The following is a 14,406-nucleotide window of genomic DNA, read 5'->3' on the forward strand; positions in this document are numbered from 1 at the left end:
GCGGCCGTCGAATCCCCCCGCCGGCGCGCGTCGGCGCAGTGGCTCGGGGCGTACGGGCTGTTCAACGCCGGGGCCGTCGCCGCCGCCGACGACCTCAACGCCCTTGCCCTGCAAGGCTTCGAGGCGCTGGGCGACCGGTGGGGCATCGCCGCGTCCCTGGGGCGGCGGGCCGTGCACGCCCACATCCGGGGCGAGTTGGCCGGGGCGCGGGAGGACGGGGAGCGCAGCGCGCGGCTCTTCCGAGAACTCGGCGACCGCTGGGGCGAGTTGCAGTCCGTCTCGCCGCTCGCCCTGCTCGCCACGATCGACGGCGACTACGCGGAGGCGGCCCGCCTCCACCACGAAGGGCTGCGGATCGCCGAGGAGTTGGGCCTGGACGTGGAGGTCGCCACCCGGCTCTCGGGGCTCGGCCGCCTCGCCCTGCTGACGGGCGAGCCGGACCGGGCGCGGGAGTTGCACGAGCGGGCCCGCCGGGTGGCCGCCGAACAGGGGTACCGGTTCGGTGAGATCCACGCGGAGATCGGCCTCGCACTCGGCGCCCGCCGCGCGGGCGCCCTCGACGAGGCCCAGGCACGTCTCGTACGTATCCGTGACTGGTACGCGGAGGTGTCCACCGAGGCGGGCAACGCACTCGTCCTCGCCGAACTCGGCTTCGTCGCCGAGCAGCGGGGCGACGCGGCGACGGCCCTGAGCACCCACCTGGACGGCCTCACGGCGGCCCGCGCGACCGGCAACCCCCGCGCCGTGGCCCTCGCGCTGGAGGGTCTGGCCGGCGCGCGATCCCTCGCGGGCGACCCCGAGTCGGCGGCCCTGCTGCTGGGCGCGGCGACGGCGGCCAGGGAACGGACGGGCGCCCCGCTGCCGCCGGCCGAGAGCGCCGACGTCGAGCGCATCACGCGCGCGGCCCGAACCGCCCTGGGGACCGGTGCGTTCGAGGGGGCCTTCGCGCGGGGCACGACGCTGAGCCCGGACGAGGCGCTGGCGGGCACCAACAGGCACTGACGGCAGCGGGAATGCGACATCTCATGCCGAACCGATGACGAATGTCACTGCCCGCGCGGCGACGCCGGAAGAACACTGGAATCCACCGCGCACGGATTGAGCCCCACGAAACCGCCCGTGCCGGTCCCCCACGCGCCCCGGCGCGCCCGCGCGCGCCCTCAGGAGGACATCAGATGCGCAGAACTCTCGCCCTCACCTTCGCGCTCGCGGCCACGGCGGTGGCCGCGACGACGACCGTGATGCCAGGGGTGTCGGTGGCGGCGACGCCGGACACCGGCCTTCGCTGGGGGTCGTGCCCGGAGACGATCACCGCGCCCCGGCTGAAGTGCGCGACGCTCGAAGTCCCCCTGGACCACCGGCATCCGGACGGCCGGCGGATCGACCTCACGATCTCCCGCCTGGCGAGCGAGAAGCCCGCGCAGCGCCGTGGCGTACTGGTGACCAATCCGGGCGGTCCGGGCGGCCCCGGGCTCAGCTTCCCCGCCGATCTCGCCGCCTCGGGGCTGCCGCGGGCCGTACTGGACTCGTACGACATCATCGGCTTCGACCCGCGTGGAGTCGGCAACAGCACCCCGGTGACCTGCGATCTGACGCGGGAACAACAGGAGCGCGGCAACTTCGCGCCGTACGCGCACACCGACGCCGACGTCGCGCGGGAGGCGGGCCACGCGCGGAAGATCGCCAAGCAGTGCGCCACGTCGAAGACCTCGTGGATGCTGCCGCACACCACCACCGCGAACACCGCGCGCGACATGGACCGGATCCGGGCGGCGCTCGGCGAGCGGAAGCTCTCGTACCTCGGGATGTCGTACGGCACGTACCTCGGTGCGGCGTACGCGGCGATGTTCCCCGGGCGCGGTGACCGCATCGTGCTCGACAGCAACCTGGGCCCCGACGGCTACGACGTCACGGCGATGCGGGAGTTCGCGCGTGGGATGGAGGACCGCTTCCCGGACTTCGCGGAGTTCGCCGCCGCGCGCCCGGAGTACGGGCTGGGCAGCACGCCCGAGCAGGTGAGGGCGAAGTACGACGAACTCGTCGAGCGGCTGGACGCGAAGCCGGTCGACGGCATCGACGGGATGATGCTGCGCGGCATGACGTTCGAGTACCTCTACTCCGACGCGACCCTGCCCCTGCTGGCCAAGAACTGGCAGGCGCTCGACAACGGCCGACCGGTCACGGCCCTGCCGCGGACGGGCCTGGAGAACGCCATGGCCAGCCGTTTCCACGTGGTCTGCGGCGACACCCGCTGGCCGGGGAAGATCCGGGACTACCAGCGCAACGCCGCGGTCGACCGGGTGAAGTACCCGATGCTGGGCGGCTCCACGGCGAGCGTCAACCCTTGCGCGTACTGGCCGCGCGAGCGCGTCGAACCGCCGGTGGAGATCGGTGACCGGGGCCCGTCGAACATGCTCCTGGTGCAGAACGAGCGCGACCCGGGGACGCCGCTCGCCGGCGCGAAGAAGCTGCGACAGGCGCTCGGGCAGCGGGCCACGATGGTGACGGCCGATGGCGGCGGGCACGGCGTCTACCCCTTCGCCCGCAACAGCTGCGTGGACGACGCGGTGACGACCTTCCTGACCGACGGACAGCGCCCGGCGGGAGACCTCGCGTGCGCGGCGGAGCCGGAAGAGTAGAGGAGCGGAGCCGTGCTCAAGGAGTGGAACCGCCGTCGCGCAGCGGCACGCGTCAAGCCCGGTGACGGACGACCGCTGAAGCCTTTCCGCTGGTGGCAGTTGGTGAGCCGCGTACTGTTCCATCTCCGGCTGACGGGTCCCGGCGGTCGGCGGGCCGTGTACACCGTCGACGTCGGCCGCTGGGGGGACAAGGAGACAGGCGAGCTACGAGCCGATCTGTACCTCGACGGCCACCATCACGCCCGGTCCAAACTCCCCGCCGTCTTCCCCGTCGAAGGCGGCACGGTGGAGGTGCGGATGAGCGCCTTCGGGCTCAAGCGCTGCCACCACGTCACGTACGAGGGGACCGAGCACCAGCTCACCCCGGACCGCGACTCCGCCGAGGGCCGCCGCGCACGCCTCGACCAGGCACATCCGGCGCTGAGCCGGCTGATCGGCCTCTGCTCGCTGGTGATGCTCCTCGTCTCCCTGGCGATCCTGGTCCCCCAACTCGTGGAGACGGCGCTCCCACCGGAGGTCGGGACCTTCAACTCCCCCTTCGACCTGCCGGTATGGCTCAACACGGCGGTCATGCTCGGCTCCCTGACCGCGGGTACGGAGCGGGCGCTGCGACTGCGGTACCACTGGCTGCTGGACGGTGCGGCGGGCTGACGCGGTCTGTCGGGTGAACCGATGGCCGGTGTGCGGAGTAGTAGCGGCTGGTCGATCGTCTCCAACTGATTGGACGCCGAACTCATGCCTCCTGAGGGAAACCGGACGGACCAGGCAGCTCGCGAGAAGGCCGGCAAGCGGGAGAGCAAAAGGCGGGAGGACCCGGCCGTTCGCGCGGACCACAACAAGCAGGAGCGGGAACGGAACAGAAGGAAGCGGCAGGACTCGGCGGTTCGCGAGGCGCACAACAGGGCGGAACGGGACCGGAAAAGGCTCCAGCGGGACTCTCTGCTGCCGCAGATCGTGGCGGCGGAGATGTACGTGGACTATCAGCGGCTCCAGCCGGACTGGCCGGAGGTCCCGCCGACGGGTCTGAAGTTCGCGGTGGATCCGAAGTCCGCCGGGCTGACCGCTGTCGGGGCCGCCGCGCAGGTCGTGCCGTTGGAGGTGCCGCAGACCGGGCCGTCGGCATCGGCGTCATCGGTGCCGTCCTTCCTCGCTGATCCTTACCTCGACCTGGACAGTCCCAAGGTCCGGAAATCGGTCCTTCGGCAGGGAGTCGCGGGATCCGCGTACGAGGCGGCCAAGGAGTGGCAGACCCAGCTCCAGGATCAGACCCGCCTCCAAGAGTTCGGAACGGAAGCCGCGTTGATCCCCCAGGACCACCCGGCGCTCGACCAGGCCCCGTCCCACGAGCACCAGAACACCTGGCCCGCGTCGACGCTCCTGCCCCCTTCGGCTTACGGATCCGCCCATCCCCAGTCGTACTCCCCACCGCCCGCCACCACCCGAACCGAGCAGACCCGGCGGAAGGGCAAGGCGCCGCAACGGTGACGCCGGCGAAGACGGGCGGGGCTCCCGGGGGACCCGCGTCGGGACACAGCGAGTGCCCGCACCTGCACGTTGGGGACCAGGGCGGCGCTCTTCGCGTCTCCCCGGGAGCGAGTTTCCGGACGACGAGCATGCCGTCCGAGCGCGGGTGGTGGCAGACGTACCGCCATCCCGCACAGCGCCTGGACCACCTTCATCACCAGCGTGAAGACGACCGAACTCGCCTGACGAACAACCCCACTCGGAGCCTCCGGCGCACCCCTCCGGAGGCTCCGCGCCTGGCGGTCTTGACGGTGCCGACTCGGCGGGGTGACGCTCGTGGAACCAATCGGAACCCGGGAGAAGGCGGTACCGGCCATGGCGCTACGGTTCATCGCGAAGGATCCCAACACGAACGGCACGCAGCGCCCTACGGCTTGGGTGGACGACGAAGCGGAAGAGATCGTGATCCAGGGTTGGAAGGCAGGAGAGGCGCTGCTGACCCACTGCCGCGAGACCGGTCCGATTCCCGAGGCGGAAGCCGTCGTGCGTGTGCCCATTCGCATGGTGCCTGCCCTGAGGGAGGCGTGTGATGTCGCAGACCGACTTGGCGTTCGTTGACCTACTGGCCAACACCCGTCACTCGGCTGTGCACCTTGAGTTGCGCGACTCCTACGGGATTGGGGAGGAAGCCACGGAGTTCGAGGCCTGGTGCGCCGGCTGGCGGCCGGCCTCCGACCCGGCGACCTGGTGGAACGACTTCCACACGTGGGTGCGTGACGCGACCGCGCGAGGAGTAACGTTCCGGCGGGCCCGCATCGTGTCGGAACCCGTCAGCGAGTACATCCGGTACGAGCACGCCTGCACCTACCAGAACGTTGCCGCCGGTGAACTGGTCCGCTGGCTTCCCCGCCGAACGGCATCCGACCTGGCGTTGCCGGGCAATGACTTCTGGCTGTTCGACGAGCACTTGATCATGTGGAACCACTTCACCGGCGAGGGTGGTTCCGCCGGCCCGGAGTTGGACGAGCGACCTGACGTGGCCAAGCTGTGCGGCAGTGCGTTCGAGGCCGTATGGGAGCGTGCGATCCCGCACCAGGACTACCGGATCTGACGGACCGAATCAACGCATGCCCGCGTCCCCCTCGTCCAGCGTTCAAGCTGCCCGTAAGGCCGTCGCCGACCGGCTGCGCGAGATCCGTAAGGACGCGGGCATGTCCGGCCATGTGCTGGCCGTCAGTGCTGGTTGGTACAAGTCCAAGGTGTCTCGCCTCGAGAACGCCGTAACACCCCCGTCACCAGCGGACATCAAGGCGTGGTGCCACGCTTGTGGCGCCGATGATCAGGCAGCCGACTTGATCGCTGCCACTCGTTCCGCCGACGACATGTACGTCGAGTGGCGCAGGGTCCAGCGCTCCGGGCTGAAGCAGCTTCAGGAGTCGTACATCCCGTTGTACGAGCGAACCAACGTGTTCCGAACCTACTGCGCCAACGTAGTCCCCGGAGTCCTGCAGACACACGCCTACGCCTCCGCGTTGCTGCGTTCCATCAGCGAGTTCCATGAGACCCCCGACGACGTGACGGCAGCCGTCGAGGCGCGGCTGGATCGGTCGGCGAGTGTGGTACGCCGAGGGCAACGCCGGTTCGCCCTGGTGATAGAGGAATCCGTCCTGCGGCACCGCGTGGGCGATGCCGAGACCATGGCGGGCCAACTGGGTTACTTGCTGTCCGCGATGACGTTCCCCTCGATCTCTCTCGGGGTGATCCCATTCACCGCCGAACGCCGTATGTGGATGATCGAGACGTTCACGGTGTACGACGAGGAGCAAGCCGAAGCGGAGCTGCTGACAGCACGGGTGAACGTGGCGGTCCCAAGCGAAGTTCGTCAGTACCTCAAGGCGTTCGGCGAGTTCTCCCGGCTGGCCGTCCATGGAGCGGACGCGCGTGCTCTGATCACTTCTGCTGTGAACGCTTTGGGATGACGCTTGTGGAACTCTTCGGAACTCACTGAGGGTTGAAGCTCCCTACTCCCTAGCGTTGTTGGCATCGGAACAGCGGGGGCGGAACAGCCAGGCCAGTCCCCGCCCGTTCGACTAAGGAGGTACCGCACATGCGCGAGTGGTGGCTGACCAAGGCGACCGGCGGCAACCCGCAGGACGACAGCGACAGCGGGAACAAGCACGGTGGCGGAGGATCCGACGAAGGCGGCAACACCAACGACGGCCAGGAACCGGCGGACGGCAAGTGACCGAACACGAACTGATGGAGGCGGGCCCCAAGCGGCTCGCCTCCGCACTCCTGCGGTCGGGTGCGCTCAAGAGCGATTGGCTCCCCGCCTTTGAAGCGGCCCCCCGGCACCAGTTCGTGCCGGACACCATCTGGCCAGGGCGCGCGGGTGCGAACCGACAGGACGACCGAGTGACCCTGGAGGGACAACCGGACTTGTGGTGGAAAGCCGTCTATCGGGACGCGCCGATCACCACGCAGTGGGACCACGGCGAGTACACCGGGCCCAAGACAGGCCGGACCCCGACCAGTTCCAACTCCATGCCCACCATGGTGTTCACGATGCTCGACGCGTTGAACATCCGGGAGGGGCAGGAGGTGTTGGAGATCGGAACCGGCACAGGCTGGAACGCCGCTCTCCTGTCGCAGCGTCTTGGTGCCGACCACGTGGTGTCCGTGGAAGTCGACCCCCGGACCGCCGAGGATGCCCGCAACCGGCTGACGCTCGGCGGACTGCACCCGTTGGTGCATGTCGGCAACGGGGCAGAGGGCTACGCCGAGCGCGCCCCGTACGACCGGCTGATCGCCACCTGTTCCGTGGGCAGCGTCCCCGCCGCGTGGCGGGAACAGACTGTGAGCGGCGGCATCATCGTGACCCCGTGGGGGCCGACGTACGGCGGCGAGGCGGTCGCCCGCCTCACGGTCGCCGAGGACGGTTCCGCCAGTGGTTCGTTCGTCGGGTCGTCCGCGTTCATGCGCATGAGCGTCCAGCGCAAAGAGCTCCCGCCTACAAGGTCATTTCTGGACGGCCACGAGTGGCCCGCAGCGGGTGTGCGGTCCGAGACCACGCTGTCGCCGGACGACGTGGGCGAGTGGGTCCACATGTTCGCCATCGGTGTTCAGGTCCCGGACCTGTTCTGCCGCGTCGACTGGGGCGAGAACGGCGCGTACCGGCTGTGGCTCATGGACACGGGTGTCACGTCCTGGGCGACCGCGGACTACGCGAAGGGGCACACCGAATACCCCGTCGTCCAGTCCGGTCCGCGAAGGCTCTGGGACGAGTTGGAGACCGCTTGGCACTGGTGGGACCAGCGAGGCCGACCCGGATTCGCGCGCTTCGGACTCACCGTGGCCAACGACGGTGAACACGTATGGCTCGACTCCCCGGACCAGCCTGTGCCTCTGCGCCGCCGCGCGGTCTGACTCCGCCTGCGGGCGCGACCACCGGTAGGTCTGGATGCTCGTCGGCGGGCTTGCTCCTCCCGTAACAGGAGGTCCTAGCGTCACGCCCCATGAAGATTGTTGTTCACGACACCGCATCCGCCATGGAGGATCTCCTGCGGCGACCCGTGGCACGGCGGGCCGACGCGTTGCGGGAGATGCTCAGGCCGATCGAGGACGTACTGGCCCCCGTGCTGGGGGAGATGGACACGGTCCGGACGCATCAGACGGGCAGTGGCTTCCCGATCGACCGTGACGATCCGCGCCTGCAGGCCGCCCTCCGGGAGATGCGGGACGCCGACGTATGGGGGCGGATGGAGAGTTGTCTCGCCGCCGCGGGCGAGCGGCTGAGCGGGGAGGCACCGGGGGTCGGCCGTGCCGGGACCGTGCATGTCGTCCTCACCCTCGGGAATCCCGACGACGAGCACCTCACGGTCCGCAGTGCCGGGTACTTCGGCATGGGCGGTTTCCCGGGCGCGATCCTGCTGACGATGTGGCCCAACGCGACCAGCCTCGCCAAGATCGGGTACGCCGCCGCGCACGAGCTGCACCACAACGTGCGGTACGCCAACGTCGAGTGGAATCCCGCGACCGTCACGGTCGGCGAGCACGTCGTGGCCGAAGGGCTGGCCGAGGCGTTCATACGGGAGTTGGCGGGCGAGGAGGCCATGGGGCCGTGGTCGACCGGGCTGAGCGGTGCGCGAAGGGACGAGGCGTACGCGAAGATCACCGCCGCCGTCGACGTGGCGGGGATGCCGAATCTGCCCGCGTACGTGTTCGGCGACGGCAGCGCGCGGGATCTGGGGTACGAGCCCGTCGGGCTGCCGGACTTCGCCGGGTACGCGGTCGGTCTGCGGATCGTGGACGCGTACCTGGCGGCCAGTGGTCTGACCGCCGCCGGGAGCGTCGCGCTGCCGGCGCGGGAGATCCTCGCGAACGCGGGGGTGCCGACCGCTGCGTAGGGTGCGGGGGATGGTGACGAAAGACGCCGACGGCCTCTCCGTCGGCCGTACCGCCGCGCTCGTCGGCGTCAGCGTGAAGACCCTGCACCACTGGGACACGATCGGTCTCGTCCGGCCCGGCGCCCGCACCTGGGCCGCCCACCGCCTGTACTCGGGCGACGACATCGCCCGGATCCACCGTGTCCTCGTCTACCGCGAACTCGGCTTCCCGCTGGCCGAGATCGCCCGGATCCTGGACGATCCTGCCGCCGACGCCCGCGACCATCTGCGCCGGCAGCGCTCACAGCTCGCGGACCGTATCGCCCGCCTCCAGAAGACGCTCGGCGCGGTCGACCGCATGCTGGAGGTGTCGAAGCCCGGCATCCGCCTCAGCCCGGCGGAGCAGGTCGCGATCTTCGGTGACGACTGGCAGCCCGCCTGGGTGGACGAGGCCGAGGCCCGGTGGGGGGACAGCGCCCAGTGGGCGCAGTACGCGGAGCGGGCCGCCGCGATGACACCGGACGACTGGCGGGACGTCACCGCCGCGACCGACGCCCTGCACACGAGCCTCGCCGCCGCCGGGCGCGCAGGTGTGGCGCCCGGCTCGGACGAGGCGAACGCCCTCGCCGAGCGGCACCGCGCGTCGATCTCGACGTACTTCGACTGCACGCACTCCATGCACGCGTGCCTCGGGCGGATGTACGTCGGCGACGCCGGCTACACCGCGTTCTACGACGGACTCGCGCCGGGCCTCACGACCTGGCTGCGCGACGTGATCTTCGCCAACGCCGCGCGCCATGGTGTCGACCCGGAGAGCGCCGAGTGGGAGTGAGGGTGGTACCCGCTCATTTCTCGCGCGTGTGGAAGAAGTAGAACGTCGCGATCGCCGCCGCCCCGCCCACCGCGAGACCGATCCCCGACGACCGCAGCACGCTCGCGTACGTGAGGCTGTGCAGGAAGCCCACGGACACCCCGGCCACCACGCCGAACGCCGTGGCCCGCAGCTCGGGCTGGATCGTCCTGGGCATGCGCATCAGCAGGAAGACCAGGATGGCCAGCACCAGACCGGAGACCACGCCGAGGGTGATCTGGAGTGCGTTGAGCGGGTTCCCGTGGCGCTGGATGAACGGGGCCCAGACGCCGTAGAGGATGCCCAGCGTGACCGGCACCGCGATGGTGTGCAGGGGGAACGGGAGCCTCCCGCGCCCGGAGAGACCGGAGAGACGCGACGGGCGCGCGTGCCGTGGGCCGGTCGTGTGCCTGGACGTCGGTGCCTGTGTGGCCATGGCCGAGAACTCCTCCCGCTCGCCGCCCCTCTTCCAGGGCACACCCGCCACCGTTCCCCGGCAACTCGGACGCCGGCCGGGACCGGCCAGGGCTGACAGCCGCGCCCCCCATACGTCACTGTGGCCACCGTGATCCCTCCCCGCCCCGCCCGGCCGACGGCCCGGCTCGCGCCTCCCGAGTGGCTGCTCAGCGGTCTGCGCCCGAAAGCCGCCCCCATCCCCTGGGCCGCCGTCGTCCGCGCCTCCGTCGCGCTCGCCACACCGCTCGCCGTGGGGCTCGCGTACGACAGGCCCGCCTACGGCGCCCTCGCCGCCATGGGCGCCCTGTACGGCGTGATCAGCGACACCGCCGACGCCTACCGGCTGCGGATACTGAACATCGCGATCCCCCAGCTCCTCGGCGCACTCGGCCTGACCCTCGGCAGCCTCGTCCTCGACCGGGGCTGGCTCGCCGTCGGCGCGCTGACCCTCGTCGCGCTCGTCTCCGGGATGATCTCCTCGATCGGCGCGGTGGCCTCCGTCGCCGGGCTGCTTCTGCTGATCAACGCCGTCGTCGGCGCCGGTCTCCCGCTGCCCGACCCCTGGTGGGTGGGCCCGCTGCTGCTCGCCTGCGGCGGGCTGTTCGTGCTGCTGCTGTCGCTGCTCGGCTGGCCGTTCCGGGGCCGGATCGCGGAACGGACCGCCGTCGCCGACGCCTACCGCGCCTGCGCCGACCTGCTGGAGTCCGCGGCGCGGGAGGACGGCGACTACGACGCGAAGCGGCAGGCCGTCACCGAGGCGCTGAACAAGGCGTACGACCTCGTCCTCGCCCGCCGCGCCCGCGACCACGGCAGACGGGGCCCCCTCGTACGGCTGCTGTCGCAGCTCAACGTGCTCATCCCGCTCGTCGAGGCCGCGCCCGCCGCGCAGCTGCGGCGCCGCCCGCTGCCGGACGCGATCCCGGCCGCCGTACGGGAGTTGGCCCAGGCCGTCGAGGAGAGCAGGCTCGGCGACGCCGACCTGGACCTGCCGGCCCCCCGCACCCCCTCCGAGCGCGCCGTCGACGTCGCGCTGCGGCGCGCCGCGGCCGTCGTGCACAAGGCCGACCCCGACCCGTACAACGTCGACGACCGCCTCGGCCGCCCCGCCGCGCTCGGTGTGCGGATCCGGCGCGCCGGACGCGACGTGCTGTTCAGCGAGGCGTCCTGGCGTTACGGGCTGCGCCTCGCGCTCTGCATCGGTCTCGCGCAGTGTCTGGTCTCGCTGATCGACGTCCCGCGCTCGTACTGGGTCGCCCTCACCGTCACCTTCGTCCTCAAACCGGACTTCGGCTCGGTCTTCTCACGCGCCGTGCTGCGCGCGCTCGGTACGGCCGGCGGGCTCGTCGTGGCCGCCGCCGTGCTGTCGCACGTGCAGCGCGGCTGGTGGGACGTGCCGGTGCTGGTGGTGCTCGCCGCGTGCATCCCGGCTGTCTCCGCGAAGAGTTACGGCTTCCAGACGGCGGCCATCACGCCCGTGATCCTGCTGCTGTCGGACGTGCTCAACCACGAGGGGTTCGCGCTGGTCGTGCCCCGGCTCGTGGACAGTCTCATCGGCTGCGCGATCGCGCTCGTGGCGGGTTATCTGCTCTGGCCGGAGAGCTGGCACACCCGGATCGGCGACCGGCTGGCGGACGCCGTCGACGACACGGCGAACTATCTGACGTACGCCTTCGGCCCCACGGAGGGCGGCCCGGAGGGCGACCCGGCCGCGACACAGGCCGAGCGCGTACGCCGCCGGCGCAAGATCTACCGCGATCTGTCCGTCGTACGCAGCGAGTTCCAGCGCGCCCTCACCGAGCCGCCGCCCACCGGAGCGCGCGCCGCCGCGTGGTGGCCGCTGGTCGTGGCCCTGGAACGGATCATCGACGCGACGACGGCGGCGCGGGTGCGCGTCAACCACGGGGCGCCGCCGCCGGGCGCGGCCGAGATCGCCGACGCGGAGAGGCAGTTGCGGGAGCTGGCGGCGCGGGTGCGCTCCAGTGTCGTGCTGGTGGACGTACGCAAGGGGTGGTCGGCGGCCGACGACGAGAAGGGGGTGCTGGCGCCGCTGCGGCAGGAGCTGCGGTCGGCGCAGGCGATCACGTCCCAGCGCCGGTGACGCGTAAGGCCGCGGCGGCCACTCCCGCCCTCAAGGTGCCTTCAGCGTCACCCAGACCCGCTTGCCCGGCCCCTGCCTCGGCGCCACCCCCCAGTCGTCCGCGAGCGCCGCGACCAGCGCCAGTCCGCGCCCGCACTCGTCGATGGGGTCGGGCGTACGCGGCCGGGGCAGCGAGTCGCCCGCGTCCTCGACCTCCAGCCGCAGCAGCCCGTCCGCCCGGTGCACGGTCACCACGATCTCCCGGCCGGGCGGCGACCCGTGCCGCAGCGCGTTGGTGACCAACTCCGACAGCAGCAGAGCCGCCGTGTCACCCAGGTCCCCCGGCAGGTCCCGGTCGCCCGGCGCGCTCATCAGCCCCCACAGCGCCTCCCTGGCACGGGCGACGCTGCGGGGGTGGCGGGGGAGGCGGAGCCTCAGGTGCTGGTCACAGTCGTGGTTCATGGAGATGACCTTCCCCACGACAACGACTTTTACTTTCCGTGCCCACGAGGTGACTGTGCGCGGTTACGCTTCGGGCTTCCGTGCCGCCTTGGCGTCAGTGCCCCTGGAGCTCGTCCAGCACGCGCCGTTCCCGCTTCGTCGGGCGCCCGGCGCCGCGCTCCCGCACCGCCACCGGACCCGCGAACTCGCGGGGCGGGGGCGGCGGGCTGTTGTCCACGTAGCACTGGACGGCCACCGGGGCGCCCACCCGTTTGCGTACGACACGCGTGAGCACGACGACCCGCTCGCGCTCCGCGTGCCGCAGCCGGATCTCGTCACCCGGCTTGATCGCGTACGCGGGTTTGACCCGCTCCCCGTTGACGCGGACGTGGCCCGCGCGGCACGCGGACGCCGCCTGGGACCGGGTCTTGGTCAGCCGCACCGACCAGATCCAGACGTCGGCGCGTACGGTGCCCTGGTCCCCGGTCCCGGCGTGAGTCTCGGCAGCAGCCATGCTCCCGAGCTTAGGGCCTGTCGTCGGGCTCGTCCGGCTCGTCGGGCGTCTCCTGCGGTTCCGCACCGGACAGCGCGTCGCGCACCTCGTCCGCCGACGTCTCCCGCAGCTCCTCCCCGACCACCAGCCAGCGGGTGATCCCCACCGATTCGAGGAACGGCAGATCGTGGCTCGCGATCAGGAGAGCGCCCTCGTACGACTCCAGCGCCCCCGTCAACTGCCGCACGCTCGCGATGTCGAGGCTGTTCGTCGGCTCGTCCAGCATCAGCAGTTGCGGGGCGGGCGCGGCGAGCAGCATCGCCGCGAGTGCCGCGCGGAAGCGTTCGCCGCCCGAGAGCGTCCCGGCGAGCTGCTCGGCCCGCGCGCCCTTGAAGAGGAAGCGCGCGAGTTGCGAGCGGATGTGGTTGTCGGTGGTGCCGGGTGCCAGGCGGGCGACGTTCGCCGCGATGCTCAACTCCGGGTCGAGCACGTCGAGACGCTGCGGCAGGAACCGCGTCGGTACGAAGGTCTTCGCCTCGCCCGACAGCGGCGCGAGGTCCCCGGTGAGAGTACGCAGCAGGGTCGTCTTGCCGGAGCCGTTGCGCCCGACGAGAGCGATCCGTTCCGGGCCGCGTACGTCGAGCGTCCCTTCCCGCAGCCGCCCGAAACGGGGCCGTACCTCGGTCAGGGCCAGCACCGTACGGCCCGCGGGCACGGCGGTACGGGGCAGGCTCACCCGGATCTCGTCGTCGTCGCGGATCGCGTCCGCCGCCTCCTCGCGCCGCTCGCGCGCGTCGCTCAGCCGCTCCTCCGCCAGGACGCGCGACTTGCCCGCCGACTCCTGCGCGGCACGCTTGAGTCCGCCCGCGACGATCCGGGACGCCTTGCGCTGCGCGTTGAGTTTCTTGTCCTGGCGCTGGCGGCGCGCGTTCTTGATCTGGGTCTCCTCCAACTCGCGCTTCTGGCGCCGTACATCGGCCTCGGCGGTGCGCAGCATGCGGCCCGCCGCCTCCTGTTCGGTGGCCAGGGCCTCCTCGTACGCGGACCAGCCGCCCCCGTACCAGTTCACCGAGCCGGAGCGCAGCTCCGCGATCCGGTCGACGCGCTCCAGCAGTTCACGGTCGTGGCTGACGACGACGAGTACGCCGGAGCGCCAGGAGTCGACGGCTTCGTAGAGCCGGTCGCGGGCCGGCAGGTCGAGGTTGTTCGTCGGCTCGTCGAGCAGCAGGACGTCGGGGCGCTCCAGGAGCAGCGCGGCCAGGCGCAGCAGGACCGTCTCGCCGCCGGAGATCTCGCCGACGGTGCGGTCCAGGTCGATCGCGCCGAGCCCGAGGGAGCCGAGCATGGCGACGGCGCGTTCCTCGACGTCCCAGTCCTCGCCGACCGTCTCGAAGTGTTCCTCGCGTACGTCTCCGCTCTCGATGGCGCGAACCGCCGCGCGGCGCTCCGCGACGCCGAGTGCCTGGTCGACGCGGAGCGCGGTGTCGAGGGTGATGTTCTGCGGCAGGTAGGCGAGGCTGCCGCCGACGGTGACCGAGCCGCCGGAGGGGCGCAGTGCGCCGGCCAGCAGCTGGAGAAGCGTGGTCTTGCCGGTGCCGTTG

General features: G+C 71.4%; 15 protein-coding genes and 2 pseudogenes. 12 read left to right on the forward strand and 5 right to left on the reverse strand.

Annotation, left to right across the window (positions count from 1 at the left end; all coding sequences use genetic code 11):
* The 11 genes from BHU15_RS22820 to BHU15_RS22860 form a co-directional block, all read left to right on the forward strand.
* A partial coding sequence (locus BHU15_RS22820; RefSeq protein ID WP_141726862.1) for a tetratricopeptide repeat protein occupies positions 1-1,002 on the forward strand: 1,002 nt, incomplete at its 5' end.
* Positions 1,003-1,175: 173 nt separating this feature from the next.
* Positions 1,176-2,639, forward strand: coding sequence for an alpha/beta hydrolase (locus BHU15_RS22825; RefSeq protein WP_069628908.1), 1,464 nt, complete (start codon positions 1,176-1,178; stop codon positions 2,637-2,639).
* Positions 2,640-2,651: 12 nt separating this feature from the next.
* A complete protein-coding gene (locus tag BHU15_RS22830; RefSeq protein ID WP_069628909.1) occupies positions 2,652-3,290 on the forward strand; it encodes a hypothetical protein in 639 nt (212 codons plus the stop codon).
* Positions 3,291-3,374: 84 nt separating this feature from the next.
* On the forward strand, positions 3,375-4,124 hold the full coding sequence (locus tag BHU15_RS22835; RefSeq protein ID WP_135064734.1) for a hypothetical protein: 750 nt from the start codon (positions 3,375-3,377) through the stop codon (positions 4,122-4,124).
* 306 nt (positions 4,125-4,430) lie between these two features.
* Positions 4,431-4,721, forward strand: a complete 291-nt coding sequence (locus BHU15_RS38490; protein ID WP_438284977.1) for a hypothetical protein — start codon at positions 4,431-4,433, stop codon at positions 4,719-4,721.
* The gene (locus tag BHU15_RS22840; RefSeq protein WP_069628911.1) at positions 4,693-5,214 is read left to right on the forward strand and encodes a DUF6879 family protein; all 522 of its coding nucleotides are present in this window, start codon (positions 4,693-4,695) and stop codon (positions 5,212-5,214) included. The genes BHU15_RS38490 and BHU15_RS22840 overlap by 29 nt, the downstream gene beginning before the upstream one ends.
* A 16-nt stretch (positions 5,215-5,230) precedes the next feature.
* A complete protein-coding gene (locus BHU15_RS22845; RefSeq protein WP_069628912.1) occupies positions 5,231-6,082 on the forward strand; it encodes a helix-turn-helix domain-containing protein in 852 nt (283 codons plus the stop codon).
* 128 nt (positions 6,083-6,210) lie between these two features.
* Positions 6,211-6,348, forward strand: coding sequence for a hypothetical protein (locus BHU15_RS40280; RefSeq protein WP_167756091.1), 138 nt, complete (start codon positions 6,211-6,213; stop codon positions 6,346-6,348).
* Entirely contained in the window at positions 6,345-7,529 is a 1,185-nt protein-coding gene (locus tag BHU15_RS22850) for an rRNA adenine N-6-methyltransferase family protein (protein WP_255293185.1), read from the forward strand. Before BHU15_RS40280 ends, BHU15_RS22850 begins: the two co-directional genes overlap by 4 nt.
* Positions 7,530-7,618: 89 nt before the next feature.
* A complete protein-coding gene (locus tag BHU15_RS22855) occupies positions 7,619-8,509 on the forward strand; it encodes a DUF2268 domain-containing putative Zn-dependent protease (protein WP_069628913.1) in 891 nt (296 codons plus the stop codon).
* Between the two features lie 10 nt (positions 8,510-8,519).
* Entirely contained in the window at positions 8,520-9,320 is an 801-nt protein-coding gene (locus tag BHU15_RS22860; protein WP_079128313.1) for a MerR family transcriptional regulator, read from the forward strand.
* Positions 9,321-9,333: 13 nt separating this feature from the next.
* On the opposite strand, the gene BHU15_RS22865 is transcribed toward BHU15_RS22860, so the two are convergent.
* Positions 9,334-9,816, reverse strand: a complete 483-nt coding sequence (locus BHU15_RS22865; protein WP_255293186.1) for a hypothetical protein — start codon at positions 9,814-9,816, stop codon at positions 9,334-9,336.
* An 87-nt stretch (positions 9,817-9,903) separates the two neighbouring features.
* On the opposite strand from BHU15_RS22865, the gene BHU15_RS22870 reads away from it, so the two are divergent.
* On the forward strand, positions 9,904-11,892 hold the full coding sequence (locus BHU15_RS22870) for an FUSC family protein (RefSeq protein WP_247748432.1): 1,989 nt from the start codon (positions 9,904-9,906) through the stop codon (positions 11,890-11,892).
* A gap of 30 nt (positions 11,893-11,922) precedes the next feature.
* On the opposite strand, the gene BHU15_RS22875 is transcribed toward BHU15_RS22870, so the two are convergent.
* The 4 genes and pseudogenes from BHU15_RS22875 to BHU15_RS42310 form a co-directional block, all read right to left on the reverse strand.
* Positions 11,923-12,333, reverse strand: a complete 411-nt coding sequence (locus tag BHU15_RS22875) for an ATP-binding protein (RefSeq protein WP_023540129.1) — start codon at positions 12,331-12,333, stop codon at positions 11,923-11,925.
* 94 nt (positions 12,334-12,427) lie between these two features.
* Positions 12,428-12,826: an RNA-binding S4 domain-containing protein gene (locus BHU15_RS22880; protein WP_023540130.1), complete on the reverse strand. Its 399-nt coding sequence runs from the start codon at positions 12,824-12,826 to the stop codon at positions 12,428-12,430.
* 234 nt (positions 12,827-13,060) lie between these two features.
* Positions 13,061-13,802 (reverse strand): annotated as a pseudogene (locus BHU15_RS42305) (ATP-binding cassette domain-containing protein); the annotation flags it as partial.
* Between the two features lie 171 nt (positions 13,803-13,973).
* Positions 13,974-14,375, reverse strand: a pseudogene (locus tag BHU15_RS42310) (ATP-binding cassette domain-containing protein); the annotation flags it as partial.
* Positions 14,376-14,406 lie beyond the last annotated feature (31 nt).

The organism is Streptomyces niveus (assembly GCF_001723055.1).
Classification (GTDB): Bacteria; Actinomycetota; Actinomycetes; order Streptomycetales; family Streptomycetaceae; genus Streptomyces; species Streptomyces niveus.